The organism is Paenalcaligenes sp. Me52, from assembly GCF_050487965.1.
In the GTDB taxonomy this organism is placed as follows: Bacteria; Pseudomonadota; Gammaproteobacteria; order Burkholderiales; family Burkholderiaceae_B; genus Paenalcaligenes.
The window spans coordinates 1,808,454-1,831,809 of record NZ_JBKQFO010000001.1 but is presented as its reverse complement, the minus strand read 5'-3'; the positions used below and the strand labels follow the sequence as shown (position 1 = coordinate 1,831,809).

23 protein-coding genes are annotated in these 23,356 nt (G+C 49.3%); 15 read left to right on the top strand and 8 right to left on the bottom strand.

The annotated features are described in order from the left end of the window. The 5 genes from lpdA (at position 1) to purF (ending at position 6,093) form a co-directional block, all read left to right on the top strand. On the top strand, positions 1-1,764 hold the full coding sequence (lpdA, locus tag ACLO87_RS08625) for a dihydrolipoyl dehydrogenase (protein WP_430223404.1): 1,764 nt from the start codon (positions 1-3) through the stop codon (positions 1,762-1,764). 77 nt (positions 1,765-1,841) lie between these two features. Beyond that, positions 1,842-3,230, top strand: a complete 1,389-nt coding sequence (gene folC, locus ACLO87_RS08620) for a bifunctional tetrahydrofolate synthase/dihydrofolate synthase (protein ID WP_135863655.1) — start codon at positions 1,842-1,844, stop codon at positions 3,228-3,230. A 42-nt stretch (positions 3,231-3,272) separates the two neighbouring features. After that, positions 3,273-4,094 carry an SPOR domain-containing protein gene (locus ACLO87_RS08615; RefSeq protein WP_135863657.1) on the top strand — a complete coding sequence of 274 codons (822 nt, stop codon included), beginning with the start codon at positions 3,273-3,275 and terminating at the stop codon, positions 4,092-4,094. Beyond that, positions 4,091-4,579 (top strand): CvpA family protein, encoded by a 489-nt coding sequence (locus tag ACLO87_RS08610; protein ID WP_135863659.1) that lies wholly within the window; start codon positions 4,091-4,093, stop codon positions 4,577-4,579. The genes ACLO87_RS08615 and ACLO87_RS08610 overlap by 4 nt, the downstream gene beginning before the upstream one ends. Before the next feature lie 20 nt (positions 4,580-4,599). Then, positions 4,600-6,093, top strand: coding sequence for an amidophosphoribosyltransferase (gene purF, locus ACLO87_RS08605; protein ID WP_135863660.1), 1,494 nt, complete (start codon positions 4,600-4,602; stop codon positions 6,091-6,093). Between the two features lie 69 nt (positions 6,094-6,162). Here the strand turns inward: purF and ACLO87_RS08600 are convergent, their stop codons facing one another. The 3 genes from ACLO87_RS08600 to ACLO87_RS08590 all read right to left on the bottom strand — a co-directional run bounded on the left by ACLO87_RS08600 (position 6,163) and on the right by ACLO87_RS08590 (position 8,690). Then, positions 6,163-6,621 (bottom strand): hypothetical protein, encoded by a 459-nt coding sequence (locus tag ACLO87_RS08600; RefSeq protein ID WP_135863663.1) that lies wholly within the window; start codon positions 6,619-6,621, stop codon positions 6,163-6,165. A 211-nt stretch (positions 6,622-6,832) separates the two neighbouring features. Next, a complete protein-coding gene (locus ACLO87_RS08595) occupies positions 6,833-7,297 on the bottom strand; it encodes a hypothetical protein (RefSeq protein ID WP_430223403.1) in 465 nt (154 codons plus the stop codon). Positions 7,298-7,487: 190 nt separating this feature from the next. After that, positions 7,488-8,690 carry an EAL domain-containing response regulator gene (locus ACLO87_RS08590; protein WP_430223402.1) on the bottom strand — a complete coding sequence of 401 codons (1,203 nt, stop codon included), beginning with the start codon at positions 8,688-8,690 and terminating at the stop codon, positions 7,488-7,490. Between the two features lie 471 nt (positions 8,691-9,161). Here ACLO87_RS08590 and ACLO87_RS08585 point away from each other — a divergent pair, with 471 nt between their 5' ends. After that, complete coding sequence (locus ACLO87_RS08585; RefSeq protein WP_430223401.1) at positions 9,162-11,312, top strand: ATP-binding protein; 2,151 nt, start codon at positions 9,162-9,164, stop codon at positions 11,310-11,312. Positions 11,313-11,320: 8 nt separating this feature from the next. Here ACLO87_RS08585 and ACLO87_RS08580 read toward each other — a convergent pair whose 3' ends face one another. Further along, positions 11,321-11,974, bottom strand: coding sequence for a response regulator transcription factor (locus ACLO87_RS08580; RefSeq protein ID WP_135863671.1), 654 nt, complete (start codon positions 11,972-11,974; stop codon positions 11,321-11,323). Positions 11,975-12,155: 181 nt separating this feature from the next. Between ACLO87_RS08580 and ACLO87_RS08575 the strand changes: the two genes are divergently transcribed. Both ACLO87_RS08575 and ACLO87_RS08570 read left to right on the top strand, forming a co-directional pair. Continuing rightward, positions 12,156-12,932 carry an AraC family transcriptional regulator gene (locus ACLO87_RS08575; RefSeq protein ID WP_430223400.1) on the top strand — a complete coding sequence of 259 codons (777 nt, stop codon included), beginning with the start codon at positions 12,156-12,158 and terminating at the stop codon, positions 12,930-12,932. 94 nt (positions 12,933-13,026) lie between these two features. Beyond that, the gene (locus ACLO87_RS08570) at positions 13,027-13,671 is read left to right on the top strand and encodes a LysE family translocator (RefSeq protein WP_430223399.1); all 645 of its coding nucleotides are present in this window, start codon (positions 13,027-13,029) and stop codon (positions 13,669-13,671) included. Between the two features lie 26 nt (positions 13,672-13,697). Here ACLO87_RS08570 and ACLO87_RS08565 read toward each other — a convergent pair whose 3' ends face one another. Continuing rightward, positions 13,698-14,258 (bottom strand): TetR/AcrR family transcriptional regulator, encoded by a 561-nt coding sequence (locus tag ACLO87_RS08565; RefSeq protein WP_430223398.1) that lies wholly within the window; start codon positions 14,256-14,258, stop codon positions 13,698-13,700. A gap of 112 nt (positions 14,259-14,370) precedes the next feature. Between ACLO87_RS08565 and ACLO87_RS08560 the strand changes: the two genes are divergently transcribed. The 3 genes from ACLO87_RS08560 (at position 14,371) to ACLO87_RS08550 (ending at position 15,905) form a co-directional block, all read left to right on the top strand. Continuing rightward, a complete protein-coding gene (locus ACLO87_RS08560; RefSeq protein WP_430223397.1) occupies positions 14,371-14,979 on the top strand; it encodes a DJ-1/PfpI family protein in 609 nt (202 codons plus the stop codon). Between the two features lie 93 nt (positions 14,980-15,072). Next, positions 15,073-15,537 (top strand): YaiI/YqxD family protein, encoded by a 465-nt coding sequence (locus ACLO87_RS08555; protein WP_135866922.1) that lies wholly within the window; start codon positions 15,073-15,075, stop codon positions 15,535-15,537. An 86-nt stretch (positions 15,538-15,623) separates the two neighbouring features. Continuing rightward, positions 15,624-15,905 (top strand): peptidylprolyl isomerase, encoded by a 282-nt coding sequence (locus ACLO87_RS08550; RefSeq protein ID WP_135866920.1) that lies wholly within the window; start codon positions 15,624-15,626, stop codon positions 15,903-15,905. Positions 15,906-15,978: 73 nt separating this feature from the next. Here the strand turns inward: ACLO87_RS08550 and ACLO87_RS08545 are convergent, their stop codons facing one another. Continuing rightward, a complete protein-coding gene (locus tag ACLO87_RS08545) occupies positions 15,979-16,656 on the bottom strand; it encodes a GntR family transcriptional regulator (protein WP_430223396.1) in 678 nt (225 codons plus the stop codon). Positions 16,657-16,849: 193 nt separating this feature from the next. Between ACLO87_RS08545 and ACLO87_RS08540 the strand changes: the two genes are divergently transcribed. The 3 genes from ACLO87_RS08540 (at position 16,850) to ACLO87_RS08530 (ending at position 19,271) form a co-directional block, all read left to right on the top strand. Beyond that, positions 16,850-18,130 (top strand): dicarboxylate/amino acid:cation symporter, encoded by a 1,281-nt coding sequence (locus ACLO87_RS08540; RefSeq protein WP_430223395.1) that lies wholly within the window; start codon positions 16,850-16,852, stop codon positions 18,128-18,130. A gap of 221 nt (positions 18,131-18,351) precedes the next feature. After that, the gene (locus tag ACLO87_RS08535) at positions 18,352-18,867 is read left to right on the top strand and encodes a class IV adenylate cyclase (RefSeq protein WP_430223394.1); all 516 of its coding nucleotides are present in this window, start codon (positions 18,352-18,354) and stop codon (positions 18,865-18,867) included. A 71-nt stretch (positions 18,868-18,938) separates the two neighbouring features. Further along, positions 18,939-19,271 carry a TfoX/Sxy family protein gene (locus tag ACLO87_RS08530; RefSeq protein ID WP_430223393.1) on the top strand — a complete coding sequence of 111 codons (333 nt, stop codon included), beginning with the start codon at positions 18,939-18,941 and terminating at the stop codon, positions 19,269-19,271. A 7-nt stretch (positions 19,272-19,278) separates the two neighbouring features. Here ACLO87_RS08530 and ACLO87_RS08525 read toward each other — a convergent pair whose 3' ends face one another. Then, positions 19,279-20,175 (bottom strand): LysR substrate-binding domain-containing protein, encoded by an 897-nt coding sequence (locus ACLO87_RS08525; RefSeq protein ID WP_430223392.1) that lies wholly within the window; start codon positions 20,173-20,175, stop codon positions 19,279-19,281. Between the two features lie 88 nt (positions 20,176-20,263). Here ACLO87_RS08525 and ACLO87_RS08520 point away from each other — a divergent pair, with 88 nt between their 5' ends. Then, the gene (locus ACLO87_RS08520) at positions 20,264-21,010 is read left to right on the top strand and encodes a sulfite exporter TauE/SafE family protein (RefSeq protein ID WP_430223391.1); all 747 of its coding nucleotides are present in this window, start codon (positions 20,264-20,266) and stop codon (positions 21,008-21,010) included. A gap of 65 nt (positions 21,011-21,075) precedes the next feature. Here the strand turns inward: ACLO87_RS08520 and ACLO87_RS08515 are convergent, their stop codons facing one another. Then, positions 21,076-23,346, bottom strand: coding sequence for a TonB-dependent siderophore receptor (locus tag ACLO87_RS08515; RefSeq protein WP_430223390.1), 2,271 nt, complete (start codon positions 23,344-23,346; stop codon positions 21,076-21,078). Positions 23,347-23,356: the final 10 nt, after the last annotated feature.

Here is a 23,356-nt window from a genome sequence, read left to right as displayed (position 1 = left end):
ATGAGCATGATTGATTTGAAAGTGCCTGATATCGGTGATTCCGGTGAAGTGACAGTGATTGAACTGTTGGTGAACGTTGGCGATACCATCGAACTGGAACAAAGCCTGATTACGGTTGAATCCGACAAAGCATCTATGGAAATCCCAGCTGCAGAAGCTGGGGTGGTCAAAGAAGTGTTGGTCAAACTGGGCGACAAAGTAAAAGAAGGCTCTGCCATCGTACGTATAGAAGCGACAGGTGCAGCAACTGAGGCAGCGCCTGCTGCCGCTGCAGCACCTGTAGCAGCGGCTCCGGCCGCCGCGCCAGCGCCTGTACAAGCTCCTCAAGCTGCGCAGCACAGCGGTGCTGCCGATGGTGAGTACGATGTAGTGGTGTTGGGTGCGGGCCCTGGCGGATACTCCGCTGCGTTCCGTGCTGCTGACTTGGGCATGAAAGTAGCCTTGGTTGAGCGTTACAGCACCTTGGGTGGCGTTTGCTTGAACGTAGGGTGTATTCCATCTAAAGCATTGCTGCACAGCGTGGGTGTGTTTGAGGCGGCTAAAGCCTTGGCTGATCATGGTATTCGTTTTGGCGAAGCCAAGATCGAGCTAGACGCACTGCGCGACTACAAAACATCCGTCATTGGTAAATTGACAGGTGGTTTGGCTGGTATGGCTAAAGCCCGCAAAGTCACTGTAGTGAACGGCGTGGGTGAGTTTGTAGACCCTCACCACATTGCAGTGCGTGCTGCTGATGGTAAAGAGCAAGTGTTGAAATTTGCCTCGGCCATCATTGCTGCAGGTAGCCAGTCTGTGAAACTGCCATTCTTGCCTGAAGACCCACGCATTGTGGATTCCACAGGTGCGTTGGAGCTGCCATTCCTGCCTAAGAAAATGCTGATCGTTGGTGGTGGCATTATTGGTTTGGAAATGGGTACGGTGTACTCAGCGTTAGGCGCACGTTTAGACGTGGTAGAGATGCAATCCGGCCTGATGCAAGGTGCAGACCGCGAAGCCGTAAAAGTTTGGCAGAAAATGAACGAACATCGTTTCGATCACATTATGCTGAACACCAAAACGGTTTCTGCTGAAGCGCGCGAAGACGGTATTTGGGTCAAGTTTGAGGGTGATAAAGCCCCTGCAGAAGCTCAACGCTACGACCTGGTATTGCAAGCCGTAGGCCGTACGCCTAATGGCAACAAGATTGGTGCAGACAAAGCAGGTATCGCTGTGACTGACCGTGGTTTCATCAACGTAGACACTCAGCAGCGCACCAACGTGCCGCACATCTACGCGATTGGTGACATCGTAGGTCAACCAATGTTGGCGCACAAAGCTGTACACGAGGCGCATGTGGCAGCAGAGGTCATTCATGGCGAAAAAGCCTTCTTTGATGCACGTGTGATTCCTTCTGTTGCGTACACTGACCCAGAAGTGGCTTGGGTAGGTATGACTGAAGAAGAAGCCAAGAAAGAGGGCATTGCCATTGAGAAAGGGCATTTCCCATGGCAGGCTTCTGGTCGTGCGATTGCTAACGCACGCGACGAAGGCTTCACTAAGCTGATTTTCGACGCAGAAAGCAAACGTATCCTGGGTGGAACCATCGTAGGTACGGGTGCTGGCGATTTGATCAGCGAAGTGGCGTTGGCCATTGAAATGGGTGCGGATGCTGTTGATATCGGCAAAACCATCCACCCACATCCTACCTTGGGTGAGTCTGTGGGTATGGCGGCAGAGGCTTCATTGGGTGCATGCACCGATTTGCCACCTGTACGTCGCAAGTAGTTTTTTCGTCATTAACCTGACGTCAGTAATGGCAGGTGCTATCATTAGCACCTGCTGTTTTTTTGTGTGCTTTGACCATGTTGAATCATTCTTTGACAGCCACCAGCTCGCTGGAACAATGGCTGACATATCTGGAAACCCTACATCCTACCGAAATCGACTTAGGGTTGGATCGCATCAAACAAGTCGCAAAAAATCTTGCACTGCAAACACCGTTTGTCACCATCACGGTAGCAGGCACCAACGGTAAGGGTTCTACCTGTACCATTTTGGATGCTATTTTGCGTGCTGCTGGTTATAAAACTGGCCTCTATACTTCCCCCCATCTCGTGCATTACAACGAGCGCATTCAATTGAATGGCGAGTTGGCAACTGACGCGCAGATTACCCAGCAATTTTTCCGCATTGAACAAGCCCGTGGCGAGGTATCGCTGAGCTATTTTGAGTTCGCGACCTTAGCGGCGCTGTTAATGTTTGAACAAGAAAAAGTAGACGTAGCTATTCTGGAAGTAGGGCTGGGCGGCCGTTTAGACGCCGTGAACATGGTTGATGCTGATTGCTCTATCCTCACCAGCGTAGACATTGATCACATTGCTTATCTGGGTGATTCTCGCGAGGCCGTAGGCTGGGAAAAAGCGCACGTATTCAGACCAGGTAGGCCTGCTATTTGTGCAGATCCTTTGCCGCCAGAGTCTGTAGAGCGCTACGCCAGCGAAATTGGTGCTGACCTGTGGCTGTTTGGAAAAGATTTTAATTACTCTGGCGATAGCCAGCAGTGGGCCTACGGTGGCCGGGAGCAACGTCGTGCGGGCTTAGCCTACCCATCGCTGCGCGGTGTGAACCAACTGTTGAATGCATCGGCAGCCCTGGCGGCCCTTGAAGCGTTGAACATGAAGTTGGTGGTTTCGGCCCAAGCCGTGCGCAGCGGCTTGAACCGTGCTTCCATTCCTGGTCGTTTGCAGATTTTGCCAGGTGAGCCATTGGTAGTGTTAGATGTAGCTCATAATCCGCATGCAGCGGGTGCGTTGGCGCAGAATCTGGATCAAATGCCATGCACAGGTCGTACATTGGCCGTGTTAGGTATGTTGAATGACAAAGATGCAGCGGGTGTATTGCGCTTGCTGATCGATAGAATTGATAGTTGGTATGTTGCCTCTCTAGAAGGCCCTCGCGGCTTAAGTAGCCGTGATTTGGCAGCGCTACTTAATGGCGTGAAAAAAATGGGGGCAGTACAGAGTAATCCTCAAGAGGTTGGTGCATCAGATGGTGATCGTAAGCCCGGTGTGCGTCCCGCAGCCGGTAAACGTGTAAACTATTTTGAAACAACTGTTAGAGAGTGTGAAAATCCGGTTAAAGCCTTCGAGCAAGCACTAACAGATGCCCAACCGAATGATAGAATTCTTGTATTTGGTTCATTCGCCACAGTTGGCCCGGTTCTCAAGCATTTAGGTAGAGATCCTCGCTAATTGTGTAGTGCAAGCGGTTCTTACTTAGTGGGTTTCAGATACATGGGGTTGTTCTCAAACAAAGAAACAGGTGGTGCATCACGACGTCAGTCCAGTGATGCGCAATTGCGCGAAATGCGTACGCGAGCACGCCGTCGATTAGTAGGCGCGTTGGTTCTTGTATTGGCAGCGGTGGTGATTGTTCCGTTTCTCACCAGTAACGATTCTGAGAACATGCCTGAACCGGTGATGGCTGTGATTCCAGCTATTGTTCCACCCGTGATTGAAGCTGAGCCCACACAAGGTACTGCAGGCGAGCAAGATACTGGTGAAGCAACTGGCGACGAAGGTACGGTAGTTGCTATGCAGCAGCCTACGCCTGTGACACCAGGTAATACAGCTAGCCAGCCTCCTGCAGCAGGGTCTTCTACACCTGCTACGCAGCAGCCTGCGGCTGTAGAGCCTCCTAAGCCGGTAGTGGCGCAGCCTACACGTCCAGCAACACAGCCTTCTACACCTCCGCCACCACCTCCTCGTCGTGACAATAATCAGCGTACTGATGATGGCGCGGTAGCGTTGGCATTATTGGAAGGGCGTACCCCGCCTAGCAGCAATTCAGCAACTGCATCGGGTAGCAATAATGCACAGCGTGGTAACTTTATCTTGCAGATTGCAGCCTATTCGTCGGAAAATGATGCACAGACACGTCGCAGACAGTTAGTAAACGCAGGTGTTACTAACGCTTATGTGGAAAGCACCACATCTGGCGGCAAAACTGCGTACAGGCTGCGCGTAGGGGCTTTCCCTACACGAGAAGCCGCGCAGGCAGCCCAAACGCGCTTACGCTCGTTAGGGTATGCAAATAGTTTTATTTCTACCAAGTGACAAGCTTTGATTATTTACTGTTAGCACTACTAGGACTCTCCAGTATCCTAGGATTAATCAGGGGGCTGCTCAAAGAGCTGCTCTCCTTGATTGCTTACATCGCTGCATTTCTGGTTGCTATATGGTGGGGACCTTCGCTCTCCGTCTTGCTAACCGACTATCTGAATAACGATTTGCTTCGCACCGCTGTGTCCTACGCGGTGCTTTTTATTGCTGCTTTATTGACCCTTGGCCTATTGAATATGATGCTGGCGACCTTGATAGATCGCAGTGGCTTGGGGTCTGCTGATCATGCATTTGGCGCGCTCTTTGGCCTCTTGAGGGGCGTGGTATTTGCATTGTTGCTGGTCATATTGGCCGGCTATACCGAGTTGCCTAAAGAGCCCTGGTGGCAAGAGGCGCGACTATCAAAAGCCTGCGTGAATGCCGTGCAGCAGTTAAAGCAGTTACTGCCACCTTCTTTAGCATCTTGGTTACCTTACTAAACTAGCACTGGAACATTATTATGTGTGGAATCGTTGGGGCGTACGCGTACAGTCCCGTAAACCAATTGATCTACGATAGTTTGCTGCTTTTGCAGCACCGTGGTCAGGATGCCGCTGGCATCACTACTTTTAACGATAGCTTTTTTCACACACACCGGGGCAAGGGACTAGTTAGAGACGTGTTCCGCACACGCAATATGCGTGCGCTGCCAGGTAATAGTGGTCTAGGGCATGTGCGTTATCCCTGCGAAGGTGATAGCGATAGCATCGAAGAGGCACAGCCTTTCTATGTGAATGCTCCATTTGGTATCAGTTTTGTGCATAACGGCAATCTGTCCAACTGGCGTGAGCTGCGTGAGGAATTGTTCAGCGTAGACAGACGCCACATGAACACGCGCTCTGATTCCGAAGTGTTGCTGAACGTGTTTGCGCACGAGGTACAGCAAGCATCCAACCAAGGCTCAGACGCTGAAAGCATTATTTTTTCAGCGGTAAATGCGGTGTATACCCGTGCCCGAGGCTCCTATTCGGTGATTGCTCAAGTTGCTAGCTTGGGTATGGTGGCTTTCCGTGACCCTAACGGCATCCGTCCGTTGTGTATGGGTAAACGTGAAACCGCACAAGGTACAGAATGGATGTTTGCTTCGGAGTCGGTAGCTCTTACAGGCTGTGGCTTTGATTTGGTGCGCGATGTTAAACCTGGCGAAGCCATTTGGATCGACTTAAATGGTGAGCCTCACAGCCGCCAATGCATGGAATCCGCTAAGTTGATGCCATGTTTGTTCGAATTCGTATACTTTGCACGTCCTGACTCTACGGTTGACGGTATTTCTGTCTACGATGCTCGTTTGAATATGGGTGAGTACTTGGGCGATAAAGTGGCAAAAACCGTGCGCCTAAGTGATATCGACGTGGTGATGCCTATTCCAGACTCCTCACGTCCATCGGCTATGCAGTTGGCTGACAGACTGAACCTGCCATACCGCGAAGGCCTGATCAAAAACCGTTACATTGGTCGTACCTTCATCATGCCAGGTCAGGCTGTACGTAAGAAATCTGTACGCCAGAAGCTGAGTCCTATTCCTATGGAGTTCAAAGGCAAGAACGTCTTGCTGGTGGACGACTCCATTGTGCGTGGTACTACCAGTAAAGAAATCGTCGAAATGGCGCGTTCGGCTGGCGCAAACAAGGTGTATTTGGCGTCTGCTGCGCCACCAGTACGTTATCCAAACGTATACGGTGTGAGCATGCCTACTTATGGTGAGTTGATCGCACATAACCGCGATGTAGATGAGATCGCCAAAGAAATCGGCGTAGATGGTCTAATTTTCCAAGATTTGGAAGATTTGGAACAAGCCTTGCGTGATTTGAACCCTGAAATTAAAGAGTTCGAAGGTTCTTGTTTCCACGGCGAGTACGTAACAGGCGACATTGACGAGGCCTACTTGCTGCGTTTGTGCCAAGAGAAAGAAGAGGCTAAAAAGCGTAAAAGCTCTATGCCAGCAGACGATTAATGCACATCTAATGTGCAGTAACGACTGACAAAGTGCCATAACCTTGAAAGGGGTTATGGCACTTTGCTTTTAGTCCATGCCTTTTAGCAAAATACAACCTTGATTGTATTTTTCAATAGATCTTAGCAATAGGTTTTTGTGTATGCCGAACTTGGTAGATAGTCTATTGAGAATATCGTCGTTAAGCTTGAACGGCTGATTTTCTATTTCTAAGTACTCAGCGATGTCCAGATTCATTTTCTTGGCCATGTATTCGCTGCTTAAGTACAAATACTCTCGCCAAGCGCGTATAGGGTTCCAAAAATGCTTTTCCATGCTGGTGGAGACTTCTACGGGTATATCCATACTGGGCTTGGGCAGTTGGATAATTTCGTTCAGTACTTTACAGACTCTGCTGTCTAATAATGCACCACTGGTCAAAAAGCCGGTTTTCTTATCTTTGGTAGATAAATTTTTACTCTTAAGCAACTGCGAGGGCGAGTAGAAGAAGCCATCAATGTCATGAATGCTGGTTTGGGTATGAGACACAGTAGTACTCCGAACATGGTCATGCCGCCCAGAATAGCAATCGCCTAGACGCAGTGGTATCAGAGCTGTCTGTATCAGCTTCAGATAATTCTCATAGTCGTGTTTGTTTGCGCCTGCGGTGCCTCTTTTACGTTGAGAGCCTACTGTTCAGGATGAGTGTGGCTCCTCATGCTCATCAGTGATGTGGGGGCTGATGAGCATGAGGTGCACATTACTGTGGGTTTATACCTTTCATAAAAGCCCAGGCATGGTTGTATTTTTCTATGGATTTCATCAGTAATCGTTTGTGAATCCCAAGCTTGGCAGAAATGTTATGTATAGCTTCGTCATCAAGCTGAGCAGGCTGATCTTCGATCTCAAGATATTCGGCTACATCCAAATTCATTTTCTTAGCCATGCATTCGCTGCTTAGGCACAGATACTCTCTCCAGGCGCGTATAGGATTCCACAGATGTTTCTCCATGCTGAAGGGCACTTGTGCAGGGATAGCAGAACCAGGTTTGGGTAATTGTGTGATTTCATTTAACGCTTGGCAGACCCTGCTATCTAATAGAGCGCCGATGGTCAAAAAGCCTAGTTTGTTATCTGTGCTCAATATGTTTTTATTTTTGAGCTCTGCCGAAGGTGAGAAGAAAAAACTGTCAATGTTGTGCATGCTGATTTGAGTTTGGGTCATAGGTGTACTCCGAACGTGGTTTATGTGTTCCAGAATAACCAGCACAGCCGCTCGTCTATATCAGACGCGTCCTTATCTACTTCAGACAAGTCTCATAGGATTTTTCTATTTGTAAATACAATGCATTAGCTCTCTATAAGGGCTGCTCAAGCAAGGCGTTGCAGACGCATGGTGGTGGGGTGAAAAAAGCTTAATGAGCATGGAAGGAACTCAAACAAGGCTGATCTAGTAGTTGGGCTAAAGCATCGTGACGCAAGGCTGGTGAGATCAGAAAGCCCTGAATAATGTCACCACCCATGTGGTGAAGGAACTCGGCTTCTTGCTGGGTTTCTACGCCTTCGGCAACCACCGTTAATCCTAGATCATTTCCTAAGCGGATAAGGCTGTGTAAGGCTGTATGAAAGTGTTCATGCTTAAGAGCGTTGTGGAGCAGGGTGCGGTCTAGTTTGAACTCGTTAAACGGCGTAGAAAGTAGTCTATAAAATGAGCTGTAGCCTGTGCTGAAGTCATCTTGTGATAGCGAGAAGCCCATCATACGTAACCGGGTGGTGCCACTGTAGTAGTGCCCGGCCTCGGCAGTGGTTGTGTTTTCGGTTAACTCAAAAGTTATAGCGGCCGGTTTGGCATTGCGCGAGAGGGTCAACTCGTAAAGCCGCTCGGGCAGTGTTAAATCGTTCAAAAGGTGGGTGTGTAGGTTGATGGACACGTTTAGCTCATGGCCTAATGTGTGCCAGTACTGCTGGGCGGAAATGACTTGCTGCAGCATGTTGTACAGCAGTGTTTCGTGTAAAGCTGCGCGTTCTATATCTGCTAGGAAGGCGCTAGGGGGAAGTAGCCCAAGATTGGGATGCTCCCACCGTGCCAGTGCTTCTACCCCCACAATTTTTTGTTCAACCATAGAGTACTGGGGTTGATACCAGGCCTGAATAGCATGGGAGGCGAGTGCCGTTTGCATTATTTGATTGGTATGTGTGTGGCAAGGTGGGCAAACGACGGGTGTGAGCTGCTGTTGATATGCATGTAAGTCGCGTAAAAGCGAACTGGCACAGCATTGGGTAAAGGGTTTGGTATAGGTGCCTAGTACGTTAATTCCCCGTGCTTTAGCCGCTTGGGCAACCCCAGACAATATCGCTAAAGTATCGCCGCTAATGAGGGCAAGTGCTGGATACGGTGAGTGTGTTGTAGGCCATTGCTCTACCAATGAAAGCCCATCTACATCAGGCATATGCAAATCGCTAAGCACTAGATCATAGGCAACCTCTGAGAGCAGGCATAATGCCTCGCCACCGCTACTCACGCCCTCAACGAGATGAGGGCCTAAGCTGGCCAAGGTATGGGTAATGTCAGTGAGTAAGAGAGGGTGGTCTTCTACGACCAGAATGCGGTAGTGCATTGATATGACTCCAGCGCGCGTTGCGCCTTTCTAATAGGTGTGTCACCACGAAAACAGTGCGTTATGACAGTAGAAACGAAATCAATTACGTCATGTGGCCAACGTAATGTGTTCGTCATAGAGTAGAAATGCGGAAGGATCAGATGGCGCTGTGGTTTTGTCTGTAATCTTCGTGTAGTGCCTAACCCCACAGAAACATAGCTAAGAGCCACAAGACGGTTTTAGCGCATCGTAGCGGTGCGAATAGCGAAGGGGCTTTGTGGGATGTTATGAAGTTATAAGAAGTATCTGACACAGTGGGTGTGTGATTTCGGTTGGAACGCGAGAGAAATCTGATCTGGTTTAACTCCTGAATCAGATACATTGAAAGCTTCTGGAGGGTAGCGAATGCACTGTGTAGCGTGCTCGGTGGCGAAGCCTGAGTAGAAGAGTAGCGCGATGTGATCTAGCGTTCTGTGGGTAGTAACGAATGTGGCCGACTCTATAACAGCGACAGTACTGGAGAATCTTGAAAGCTCATGCACACTGGTATTGCCCAGTATTGCAGGGATAGTTGTGGCTGTATTTGTGGCGTGGGTACTGTACTTGCGTAAGCAGGTGGCCAAGCGTATTGCCTCAGAAAAAGCCTTAAATGATCAGCTAGAGTTTTTTGACACCTTAAGTGAGGCCACACCCCAACCTATTTATGTGCGGGATATCACCGGGAAGTTTATTAGTGGTACGCGCAGCTATTTGGAAGCCGTAGGGGCTAAAGCAGAAGACTTGTATGGGAAAACTGTTTTGCAAGGGCCTCCAAAGTTTGGAGCGGCGCAAGCCATGCATCAGGCCTATATGCACGCTATCGCAAGCAATCAAGCGTTACGTATGCGGCGTGCCACTGTCATGAATGGAGAAGAGCGCTGGATAGATCATTGGATTCAACCGTTTCACGATACGAATGGCGTGATGCAAGGTGTGATTTGTGGCTGGTTGGATGTCACTGAGCAGCAGCGACTGATTGCCGAGTTAGAGCAGGTGGTCACAGAATTAGAGGTTGCTCGTAAGCAAGCAGAGCAAGCCAATAGAGAAAAGACCAGTTTCCTAGCCACGATGAGTCATGAAATCCGCACCCCACTGAGTGCTGTGATTGGGACCTTGGAACTCGTGCAATATCAAGCGGAACAAGGGGTATTAGATAAAAAGGGCATACAGATTGCGTATAGCTGTGCCCATGGTGTGCAAGATCTGATCGGGGATGTGCTGGATATCTCCCGAATAGAGTCGGGCAGGGTGGTATTCACTCCTGAACGCATGAGCTTCAAAAGCTTGATAGAGTCCGTAGCCTTGTCGTTTGAGGGATTAGCCAAAGAAAAAGGGCTAGCACTGCTGCTGGAGTTAGATACGTATGAGTCTAAAGCTGTGCTGTCAGACCCTGTTAGGGTGAGGCAAATGCTGTTTAATTTAGTGAGCAATGCCATCAAGTTCACCGTAGCTGGTCATGTAAAGATTAGTGCCGTGGGGCAGAGTGTAGGCAACGACACATTGCGTATGCAATTAACGGTGAGTGATACGGGTATAGGGGTATCTGAAAATGAGCAGAAACGTTTGTTTTTGCCGTTTACACAGTTAAATAAAAGCGCAGACTCGTCAGGCTCTGGGCTGGGTTTAGCAATTACGCGTTCATTGTGTGAGTTAATGGGCGGTACTTTAACTATGCGTAGTTCGCTGAATGTGGGTACCAGTATGGTGATAGCGCTAGAGGTACCTCTAGCGCAGGGGAAGGAGACAACCGTACAGAACAAAGCACTAGGTTCCTTAACACGGCACGCATCCGTACAGCCTTTGCATGTTTTAGTGGTAGATGATTACGCTATACACCGTCAATTACTGTGCCAGCAATTGGAGTTTCTGGGCCATACCTTTAGCGAAGCTATCACAGGGCAGCAGGCGCTGACGCTATGGCGCACCACGGCGTTTGATGTGGTGATTACCGACTGTAGAATGCCTGGTATGTCAGGCGTGGAGCTTACCGAGGCCATACGTCGCGAAGAGCACATGATGCAACAATCCCCTTGTTTGATTTTGGGTCTAACGGCTGACGCACAGCGCGAAGAAATGCAGCGAGCCTTAGCGGCGGGTATGGATGACTGCATGGTTAAGCCTTTAGGGCTAGAGGCATTGCAAGAGAAGCTCGCATCATTATCCCGTGTGTATAGCGAACGTCTAGCATCAGGCAATCCTGACGAGGCATGTCACGTAAGCGGAGTGCATGCTGTAGAAGCAGCATGGGAGGCTAAAGACTTTGCGACCTTGCTGTCGTTGACGGGCGGAAGCAGAGAAAAAGCCTGGCATTTAGCTAGGGAAGTTCTAAAGTCAGTCAACGATGCTAGGCAGCAGTTACAACAGCCTCGTGAGCAACAAGATTGTCGCCATCTGGCTGAGCTAGCCCATCAAATCTTAGGTGTGGCACGTATGTTGGGCTATCAAGAGTTAGTACAGGCTTGTCAGCAGGTAGAGTTGGTATGTCAGTGCTATAGGTTGGATGATAGTAGGGCGCTGAACTCCATACAAAAATTAGATAGTGTTTTAGATGAAATGAGCAACCGTTATAGACAATTGTTTGCAGTGCTCCCTTGCGTATAGAGTGCGGATTAGGTTGTGGCAATATCATTGCGTTGAGCTATTTTTACCAACTCAACCATATTGGGGGCATTCAGTTTATTCATCAGCCGTATTTTGTAGGTGCTGATGGTTTTGTGACTAAGCATCAAGGTATGACTAATTTCTTGGTTGTTCATGCCTTTCACCAGCAGTCCAAATACCGTGAGCTCTCTGTCGGTTAAGAGTGATAACTCAGAGGCATGTGTTGAGGTGGTTTTGCGGGCAGTCATGAACGCATTTTCACGTAGCTGGTCGGTGACCTCTTTTTGGAAGTAAGAATACCCTGCAAGTACCGCTTTTACGGCTTGGGTTAACTCTTCCAGCTTATCGTCTTTACACACAAAGCCCGAGGCACCCGCTTGCAGACAACGGAAAGCATAGTGGTTAGAGTCACTAGAGGTCAGAATCAGAATACTGGTTTTGACGTTAGAGCTACGCAGCCTATCAATAACAGAAAACCCATCCAGTTTGGGAATGCTTAAATCCAGTACCACTAAGTCTGGTTCTAAGCTACGTACTGTTTGTATGCAGTCAGCACCGGTATGGCATTCGGCAACGATCTCATAGCCTTCGCGTTCCAGAACAAGACGTACAGCGATGCACATTAATGGGTGGTCATCAACAATTACAATGCGCGGTTGCATGCGTTAATCCAGTGTAAAAAGTACAGTTAGCCTATGTGGTGCCAGGCTTATCTCGGCGGGCGTAATGAGTGAGCGTATGATTGGCACAGATGGAGATTACCAAAAAATGATGAGAGCAATGGTGAGGACCGCAGAGCGAAATATTCAGCAGAGTCAGGGGCAGAGTTTTTGGCATGATCCTATGCTTCCGTTCGTGGAAACACGCCGTGCTTGCCATAGTAGAGCCTGCTATAAACCGCATTCTCACCCTACGTTTTCTATTGGAGCGGTAGATGGCGGCAGCAGTGTGTTTACGGGAGCAGAGGGCGGCCCGGTAGCCTTACGTCCCGGCTCATTGGTGTTTGTGCCAGCAGAGCGTGTGCATGCTTGTAATCCAGCGCCTGACAGCGCGTGGAGCTATCAGATGTTGCATCTGGATGTGCAGTGGTTGTGTACGGTGCGACAAGAGTACGTTGATGATGGCTCTCGTAAGGTAGAGCCAGTTCGTGTGGTGTCGGATGCGGCGTTGTACGTGCAGTTCTGTCAGCTTAATGATGTCTTGTTTTCGGTGGCAACAGCGGATGAAAAAGAGGCTGCACTCATAGAGTTTGTGGGGGATTACGACGTATCACAAAGTGTGTGGGTAGAGTCGGTTAGCGATACGTCACTTGTTGCGAAGAAAATCCAACCAGCACTAGAGTACCTACGCAACGTACCTACAGAAAAAGTGTCGTTAGTAGAGTTGGCTACGTTAACTAGCATGAGCCGGTATCAGCTCATCCGTGCATTCAGAACGGTAACGGGTATGACACCGCACGTATGGCAACTGAATTTGCGTATTAATGTTGCTCGATCACTGATGCATCAAGGCGATAGCTTAGCTGATCTGGCCCAGCATTTAGGGTTCGCCGATCAGGCGCATTTCCAACGTGTATTTAAAGCCTATACCGGAGTGACGCCAGGTTGTTATAAGGCGTGATGCCACAAGGCATGAGCACTGCAATTTTCTTCAATACACCCATCAGGCTCTTAGGCAGACTACACCTAACTTTTTTTAAGGTGTGTTTCTGTCAATGCAGCTGTTTTTAGTGATAGCCGCAGCGCATTTTTTGGCGCTGCTTTCTCCTGGTCCTGATTTCTTTCTTGTTGCACGAACCTCGTTAACGGCTGGGTGGAAGGTTGCCAGCGGGGCAAGCCTAGGCATAGCGTTAGCAAATGGTGTGTTCATCGTTGTAGCCTTTGCCGGTGTAGAGGCCATGCACCCAGACAGCGTCTGGTTTGTGATCTTGCAGATGGCAGGGTGTATTTACCTGTTTTACTTAGGCGTACTGTTTATCTGCTATGCAGGAGATGGTACGTTACATGTACCGATGTCTACACAAAAAACATCGGCAACGACGGCATATAGGGCATGGTGGCGAGCGCTAGGCATGGGGTTTTTGTCAGGTATTCTGAACCCTAAGAATGCTTTGTTTTACGCCAGCTTAGTGAGCCTTCTCACAGAGCCCTATGCCATCAGCGTAGGCTGGAAAGTGTTTTATGGCCTATGGATGTTTAGCATCGTGGCGCTATGGGATACGCTGGTGGCTGTGCTCATCGGTAATCAACGTGTATTACAGCGTTTTGCCAGAATACAGCCGTGGTTAGAGCGTGTGTCGGGTGTGATGCTGATTCTGCTCGCGATGGCCGTGTTGGGCGCCATGATATTGCACAGGTAACCAGCTACCTACCTAGACTGACAGGATTAGCGTTTTAGGAAAGGTGGCCGTAAGGAGCCCTCAGCTACCTTTAAGGCTTGTTGGACGAAACCAGTAAAACGTGGCGCATCGTGACGCAGCCCCGTCTGTTGACCACCTATTAAACAAAGATGCGCTGCTTGGCCTATAAGGTTAGCGAGGGCTGGAGAGGCTCCCCAGCGTTGGCTGGTGTTCACAGCAAAATCTAACCTAGTTTGGTCTACACGTTTCTGAAAGCTGGCAACTAAAGGGTCTATTAATGACCACGCTCTAATCGCCACTTCTATGTGTGGGCGTTTTTCTGACGCAATGTCTACATAACGTAATAGGGTGTCTGCAGAATTAGTGCCCTGTGAGGCATAGGCCAGCATCCTGTGTGTGTAGTCTTCTTCCCAGTAGCTAAGCAAGGCTGTCACGTAGTCTGACTTACTGCGAAAGTGGTGGTAAAACGAGCCACGCGTCACATTTAAACGGCGGGCTAGGTTTTCAGCTGATACACCAGCGTGGCCGTTGTGTTCTAACGCATGAAAGCCAGCTTCTATCCAGTGGTGACGAGTGAGAGTAGTCATGGCGAGTGACCATACAGGCTGTGTATGGCGTTATCCGTGTTGATAAATTGCGAATTCTACCTACGTATTATCACCGCATTTAATGTGCGGTGAGTGGACTAAGGAGTTCGTTTTGAAAACTATTGCGCTAGTAACATTTGATCAATTTACCGATCTGGATCTGTTTTTGATGTGGGATGTCTTGGGTCGTAATCAGCAAGATTGGTCGGTACGTATTTTGGCAACCAGCCCTACGATTACCTCTGCTCATGGGCTGAAAATTGACGTGCATGGCCCAGTGTCGGAAGCCAATACAGCGGATGCCGTGCTTTTCTCTAGCGGTAAACAAGGTATACCTGCTGCGTTACAGAATCCCGAATTTTTACCGTCGCTAAAATTAGATAGTCGTAAGCAATACATAGGCTCTATTTGCGCAGGGGCCTTTATTCTTGAACGTTTGGGTTTGCTGGCACAGTCACAGGCCACTACGCATCCAGAAGCGCAAGCAGCTTTGCACGCACGTGGTGTAGAGGTTGTAGAGCAGGCGTTGGTATGCCGTGAGAGGGTAGCGACAGCTGGGGGCTGTTTGGCTGCGATGTATTTAGTAGGGTGGCTGGTAGAGTCTTTATTTGGTGTGACCAAGCGTCAAGAAACCTTGTTGCCTGTATTACCTGCTGGGCAACAAGAGCACTATGAGCAATTGATTTCAAAGAGTATTCAGCAAGCTAGGGGATTGCTGTAGTAAGGATTGGATAGGTCATACAATTCATCTGTATACAGGCCGTCAGCATCTTCTACAATGGCGCATGGTAATGCAAGGTAGCAGAGAAAAACTATGCAGATTTGGGTAGATGCCGACGCCTGTCCGGTGGTGGTTAAAGAGATTTTATTCAGAGCCTCACAACGCTGGCAAAAACCATTAACGTTGGTAGCGAATCAAATGCTGCGTACACCGCCTTTTCACTTGATCAAGGCAGTACAAGTACCACGAGGTTTTGACGTGGCTGATGATTACATTGTGCAGCATGCTAGTGCTGGTGATTTGGTTATTACGGGTGATATTCCGTTGGCGGCACAATTGGTAGAAAACGGTGTGCATGTGCTTAGCACGCGTGGCGAGCGTTTTACACCTGACAACATACGTGAACGTTTGTCCATGCGCGATATGCTGGAAGAACTGCGTAATTCAGGTGTAGAGGTAGGTGGGCCTGCGGCGTTTAGTCAGTCAGATCGACGAGAGTTTGCCAATGCCTTGGATGCCTTGATGATGCGGTTGGCACGAACACCAGCAGTTGGTTAATGCTTTTCATGATTTTCAGTGTGGCAATGCCTGCATTTTTAGCAAAATTGCGTTAACCTTTCAGGTCGATTGTTTAGGAGCATACTATGGCACAAGCATCCGCAAGCCACATCTTGGTGAGCAGCGCAGAAAGAGCGCAAGAACTGAAAACTGAAATTGAAAACGGCGCAGATTTCGCGCAGTTGGCACAAGCTAACTCTAGCTGCCCTTCATCCCGTCAAGGTGGTGCTTTGGGTACATTTGGCCGTGGTCAAATGGTTCCTGAGTTCGACGCAGTGGTATTCAGCGCCCCCGTTGGTGTTGTTCAAGGCCCAGTGCAAACACAATTTGGCTACCACTTGGTTCTAGTGACCGAGCGTAACGACTAAGATAGTTGTTATCCGTAGTCTGAAAAAAGCCAGCATTATGCTGGCTTTTTTTGTGGCTATAGGGGTAGGGGAGTTACAGGTCTTCCTGCATGACTCCCCACCACGCTAAGGTTTGTGAGAAATGGTGCTGCACCATACTGGCAGCCGCGGTTTCGTCTCCAGAGGCAATGGCATCCAAAATAGCGATGTGTTCATTCATGGCCAAGTTAATACGTGTATTCAGTGGGGGGCGGTATTTCTGCAATACATGTATGCGATCACAGTTCTCGCTGTAGTTCTTGGCAACGATGGGGTTTTTGAGGGTATTGGCCAAATAGTGATGCAGGCGCCAGTCTAGCTCCATCGCCTCTAACTGCAATTGGCGCGTCAGCGGCGTGTTTTGCAGTTTTTCTATGACGTCTACGTGTGCTTGTTTTAGTGCTGATAGAGTGGTTTGATCTGGTTGTTGTGCCGTGAGCCGAGCGCCTTCTACGTCAATCAAATAACGAAAATGAAAGTTGGCGTAGAGTTCTTGAGGGCTAAGTTCTAGCACCACAATGCCCCGCTGAGGGTACACCGTGACTAAGCCTACAGCCGCTGCTTTTTTGATGGCATCGCGTATGGGGGCGGTAGCGAAGCCTAGTTTCTCGCATAGTTCAGAAATAGACACCATTTGCCCTGAGCGTATTTCGCCTGAGATCAGTATCTCGCGTAACGCTTCAAAAGCTTGTTCACTTAGCAGGGCGTGACTGCGGTTTGTTTTTGTTGTCACTAAGAGGCCTCGTTGTTGCGGGTGTTCTACCTTGGTTGATAAGGGTAAGTGCCCTGTGTGTGCTGATTCGCAAATCACTTATATTAGGAATGCCACATCTAATATTAACTAAGATTTCAGTTGTATAACTTTTGCTTTGTAACTGAAATTTCAGTTGGAATTTTAAATAATAAAACAAGTGAGAGAGGTGACTATGCGGTTCTTTAAAAGTTTATTTGGGCAGGTGATTATTGCCTTAGTGTTGGGTGTGATTGCTGGCGTTGTATGGCCAGACACTGCGGTAGCGTTAAAGCCTTTTGGCGATGGTTTTATCAAACTGATCAAGATGATTATTGCGCCCTTGGTGTTTTGTGTGGTGGTGCATGGTATTTGCGGCACGAGCGACATCAAGAAAGTAGGGCGCGTGGGTGTCAAAGCACTCATTTATTTTGAGGTGGTCACTACTTTTGCGCTGGTATTAGGTATTAGCTTGGCGTATTTCTTTGCGCCTGGCGGTGGCATGAATGTGGACCCTAGCACCTTAGATGCGAGTGCGATGGATGCATACACATCACGCGTAGCGGGGGCGACAGACACCACAGGGTTCTTGATGAACATCATTCCTACTACCTTTGTGGATGCCTTTGCTAGTGGTGATATTTTGCAGGTGCTGTTGATCGCCATCTTGTTTGGTTTGGCAGTAGCCATGTTGGGTGAGAAAGGTCGTCCCATCGCTCAGCTTATAGACTTGTTGTCGCATGTGTTCTTTAAGCTGATTGGCTTTATTGTGCGTTTAGCGCCAGTGGGCGTGTTGGGGGCCGTCGCCTTTACCGTTGGTAAGTATGGAATTGGCACCTTAGGCAAGCTGGGCATGTTGGTGGCGCTGTTCTACGTGACCTGCTTTATTTTCGTAGTGGTAGTGTTGGGTGCTATTTTGCGATTGGCCGGCTTCAATATCTTCAAATTCATCCGCTATTTGCGTGAGGAGCTGTTGGTGGTGCTAGGCACCGCCTCGTCTGATGCCGTATTACCGCAGGTGATGCGTAAACTTGAGCGTTTGGGCGTAAAAAACACCACGGTGGGTTTGGTGATTCCTACAGGCTATTCCTTTAACTTGGATGGTTTCTCTATCTACTTAACGTTAGCCGCTGTGTTTATTGCCCAAGCCACCAATACGCCGTTAAGTTTTGTGGATCTGATGACTATCTTGCTGATTTCTATGCTGACATCCAAAGGTGCGCATGGTGTACCCGGGTCGGCCATTGTAATTTTGGCGGCAACGCTTAGTGCAGTGCCCGCGATTCCTGCTATTGGCTTGGTATTGGTGCTGTCTGTGGACTGGTTTATGGGCATGGCTAGAGCGTTGACCAACATGATCGGTAACTGCGTAGGTACGGTAGTGATCGGTGCGTGGGAGGGCGACGTAGATAAAGAACGTGCTCATGCGGTCTTAAATGGTGAGTTGATCGTGGATTTGAGTAAAGCTGAAGACTAATCATTTGTTATTGATACAGCCATAGCAGCTAGAGAATAAAGCCCCAATAGGCTCTATTGGGGCTTTTTGCCGCGTGGATTCCTACAAAGGGTGGACGTGATTTCCAGCATGTTTGACTGTGATGCGCGACAATAATGCAGTTGTAGGTGATGGCTGTGTGTCATCAGCACCGCAACGAAAAACAGATAGATCTAGATAACCAGAAGCATCAAGGAGCACGCATGGCACGAAATGTAGAAATCAAAGCATATATAGACAGTATTGCTGCCGTGCTGCCCAAAGCATTGACGGTAGCAACGGCTGCTCCAGTCGAGATACAGCAAGACGATACGTTTTTTCAGTGCGCAAATGGGCGATTGAAATTGCGGGCTTTTGATGCTCAACGGGGTGAGCTGATTTTTTATAGTCGTGCTAATCAGGCTGGCCCTAAAGAGTCTTTTTACCTAATCAGTACCACCACGCAACCCCAGCAATTACGAGAGGTGTTGGCAGCGGCACATGGCGTCGTGGGGCGAGTCATTAAGCACCGTACATTGGTGATTGCCGGCCGTACTCGTATTCATTTGGATCGCGTAGAGAATTTAGGTGAGTTTTTAGAGTTGGAAGTGGTGTTAGAAGACGGTGAGACCTCTGAAGCAGGCATGAAAGAAGCCTATACGTTGATGCAGCAGTTGGGCGTAGGGGAAGAGCAGCTTATTGAGGGTGCTTACGTAGATTTGTTAGCACAGAAACCCTAGCAATATGGCATAGCGGTAGGGCCGCTAGGCCTTTAAAATAAGGCGTTACCACTTTCTGATCAGAGTAATTTATGGCGACATCAGCAGAGATTATGGATTTTTTGCTGGATCAACTTTCTAGTGTGAACCAGCTCAGCACCAGACGTATGTTTGGTGAGTACTGCGTGTATGTGTCTGGCAAGCCTGTGGGGTTTGTGTGCGATGATCAGCTGTATATGAAAATCACGCCTGCAGGTCGTCATGTTGCACCACAATTGGAAGAGGGGTTTCCGTATCCCGGTGCTAAACCATACCTACTGGTTACCGCAGATAGGTGGGAAGATCGAGACTGGTTGATTGAGCTTGTTCTGGCAACGTATGGTGATTTACCCGATCCTAAGCCACGTAAAAAACGTAAGGCTTGAAGGTGCATTAATGAGGTTTAGGGATAGCCCCCAGATGCGTCAAGAGGCTTTGTAGTGGCGGGCCTAAAGCATCCCAGTCCTGATAGCACACACACAGTTGGCGTGTGGCCCACTCATCGGTCAACGCCAGTTTTTTATAGGTATAACGACGCTGGTATTGGGTGGCAATCGCTTTGGGTAGAATAGCGACGCCTATGCCGTGTTGCACCATCTCGCACATGCCCTCAAACGTTTTCATCTGTATGCGCGATTGCAGCACATGACCTAAGGTTCGTGCTTGCATGTCTATGTGATCTTGTAGTGCATTGCCGGGGCTAAGACCCACAAAGGTTTCAGTGACCACATCAGCAAACGACAGTTTTGTGTGTTGAGCCAATCTATGGTCAGGCGGCACAATCAGCAGCAGATGATCGGCAGCTACGGGCTGCAAGTGTAGGTGAGGGGCCGCTATGGCATCAGACACAATACCAGCGTCCGCCACACCTACCGTAATACTCTGCACGATTTCTTCACTGGTGCGCTCTTTGAGTTCTACACGTAATTGCGGGCGTGAGCTTAGCCATACTGCTAAGCGTTGCGGCAGAAAGTGGCTGAGTGCGGCGGTGTTGGCATACAGCGTTAACGTCCCACGCGTACCCGTCGCAAAATCGTGCAGCTCACCTTTGAGCAGATCTTGTTGGCGCAGTATCAGACGAGCGTGGTGCGCTAAGGCTTCACCCGCTTCGGTGGTGATGACTCCGCGAGGCTGGCGTATCAACAAGGGCACGCCTACTTCATCTTCGATTTTACGCAGCCGTTCACTGGCAGAGGCCAGTGCTAAGTGTGCACGTATAGCCCCTTGAGTGATGCTTCCTGCATCAATAATGCATAAGAAAAGACGTAAGTCAGAGAGATCAAGGCGCATTTTATAGTTTCCTATGCTTCGGGTTTTCCGAAGGCTGCTGCGAAGAATCCTCATTGTGCACCAGGGCTGGATTGGCTTCAATACAGTCATGAATACAGAACTTTCTTTTTACGTTTTAATCACGGCTACCTTCTTTGCCGCGGGCATGGTGAAGGGTGTGACCGGTATGGGGCTGCCTACGGTAGCGATGGGTATATTAGGTACCACGATGCCTGCTTCCATGGCGGCGGCAATGCTGGTGTTGCCTTCGTTTATCACGAATGTCTGGCAGTTGTTAGCAGGGCCAGCCATGCTGAAGCTGCTGCGTCGTTTGTGGCCATTGTTAGCGACTATTTGTGTGGGGACGGTAGGGGGCTCACTGCTGCTGGTGCATGTAAACCCATTGTGGTCGGGCTTCGCTTTGGGCGTAGCGTTGATGGTGTATGCCGTCTATGCATTGGTGGCGCCAGTGTTCGTCGTACCTGTTAACACAGAGCGCTGGGCGTCGCCGCTAGTCGGACTACTGACGGGAATCATCACGGGGGCAACGGGTGTGTTTGTGATGCCTGCGGTGCCGTACATCAGTGCCTTGAACCTTAACAAAGATGAGCTAGTGCAAGCCTTGGGGCTGTCGTTTACCGTGTCTACTGTGGCATTAGCTGTAGGGCTGCTTGTGCACGGGGCATTTAGGTTAGAGCAATTAGGCCTATCTACGTGGGCTGTATTTCCTGCCTTGCTGGGTATGTGGTTAGGAGGGCATGTGCGTGCGCGCATTAGTCCCAAGCGTTTTAAGCAGTTTTTCTTGGTGTTCTTGGTGGTGCTAGGCGTAGAGTTGGCTTCGCAGCCTTTTTTCTAGCGTGTTATAAAAAAACGGCACTTTATAGCAAGTGCCGTTTTGTTTACGAAGACGCCAGGTAGGGCTTAGAACTTCGCGCGTAGGTTCAGCATAAAGCTGCGTGGTTCACCGTAGATCAAGCCATCATAAAACCCGAATTGTCGGTAGTAGGTTTTATCAAAGAGGTTATTGATGTGAGCGCTCACGCTGAAGTTTTTGTTCAGATCGTAGCGGGCCATGACGTTGGTAAGCATGTAGCCAGACTGGCGTATGGGGCTGTTGTCAAACTTGCCATTACCTAACGGACGACCGGGCATGGGTGTGCTCGTAGTAGCGCTGTTGTAGCTGATGCTAGTACCTAAGGTCAGTTTGTCGGACAGTATGTCAGGTCGGTAGGTGGTGCTTAGGCGAACACTGTGTCGTGGGTCTTCGCGTGGGCTACCGTTAGCGTTGGGGTCTACAACGTTCATATAGGTATAGCCTGCGTAGATATTCCAGCGACTGCTCAGCGCACCCGCTACTTGCAAATCTATACCAGTAGACTTCACGCCTGTTGCATTGGCTACATAGGCTTGGTCGCCGGTATCCAATACCGTGTTGTCATCATCTGCTTTTGCAACGTTTTTCTGTTGAGCATGGAAAATGGCGACTGTTGTAGACAGCTTGTCATCTAACCAGCTGCTTTTGATACCAGCTTCATAGCTAGCGCCACGTATAGGCTTAATAATGTTGCCCGACACATCGCGTTGGTTTTGCGGTTTGAAAACGTCTGTGTAGCTGGTGTACAGCGTGTGATTAGGGGTGATGTCAAAGGTCAAGCCTAGGTATGGCGTCCAGACTTTTTTGTCTAACTCAGCACGGCGGGCACTACGTAGGTTGTCTTTGTCGTAGTCGTGGGCGTAGGTTTTGTAGTAGCTGTAGCGAGAGCCTAGGATCACTTTGAGTTGATCCGTAAGTTCTAGCCTAGTAGCAAGGTACGCGCCATAGTTGCTAGTGGTGGTGACGCCGCGTGCGTTGGTTCTGAAGGTTTGTGGTGCACCGTATTCGTTCCCGCTCCAGGTTTGCCAATTGGCTGGCAGGTCTAGACGGTACTGGCAACCACGAGCAGGCACGATGCCATCAATATTGCAGTTGCCTAAAGCACCGCTAAATTGGTATGAGGTTTCCTCGGTGCGTTGGCCGTTAAACCCTACAATCAGTTCATGTTCTCGACCCAATAACTGGAAGGGGCCATTCACGTTTACCGAGAACGCATGTTGTCGGGTTTCACTCTCAGAATGCAGGCTATTGAGGTAGGCAAGGCCAGTATCTTTATCAAAAAAGCCCCACGTGGAACCAGCACTGTTCGCTTTCAGAACCCCAAAGTTGTTGACGCTGTCTAAGTGGCTGTAGCTGTAATTGGCGCCCAGATTCCAACCGCCCCCTAAGTTTTGATCTAGGTTCGCAAACCACGTCGAGCTTTTACGTTGGGTGTAGCTCCAGTCTGCAACGGGATGAAAGCGTCTATCAAAGTTGGTTTCGCTGCCATCCGCAAACCAAATAGGGACGTTAGTGCCCCATGAGGTGCCTTTGTGTTTTTTGTAATCGTACTCATAACCGGCAGTGATGCTGGTGTTGGGTGATAAATCGTAGGTCAGCGTGGCTAGTACACCCAGAGTTCTGGGGTTTTCGTTATTACGGAAGGTGTTGCTGTCATCGCCACTAACAATTAAGCGTGCTCGCAAGTCACCGTCTGTAGACAGCGGGGTGTTGATGTCCCCCATGACGCGCTGCTTGCGCCAGCTACCTACTTCTATCTCACCGATGACTTGGAAGTCTCGTAGGGCTTTTTTACGCGATAAGCTCACCGTTGCTGATGGATCACCTGTGCCACCCAATAAGCCATTAGCCCCACGTAGGATCGTGACATTCTCGTAGAGATCCATGTTGATGGTGCCGCCAATGCCAGAAAAGCCTGACTCGCCATTAAACTCCAACCCATCAATGCGGTAGTTGGTGATGTTAAAGCCGCGTGCTCTGTAGGTAGTACGCGAACCAATATCGACTTCATTGACCGAAATACCCGATACAGAGAGTAGGGCGTCATCCAAGGTTTGGATGTTTTCGTCTTCGATTTGCTGCCTAGTGATATTGGTGATGGCCTGAGGGGTTTCTTTTTCTTCTAACTTCAAACCTATAGCGCTGCGGCTGTAGGTTTGTTGGTAGCTGTCTTCCGCATCAATAGTCTCATGCCCTTTAACAGTAATGCTTTTAAGGGTGTGCGTAGACTCTTGAGCCAGAACGCTGTGGCCAGACATGGCCAACATAACCAAGGCGGCCAGTGGTTTTAGCGTAGTGCTAGATAAGGGTGACGGCAAAGCTAAACTC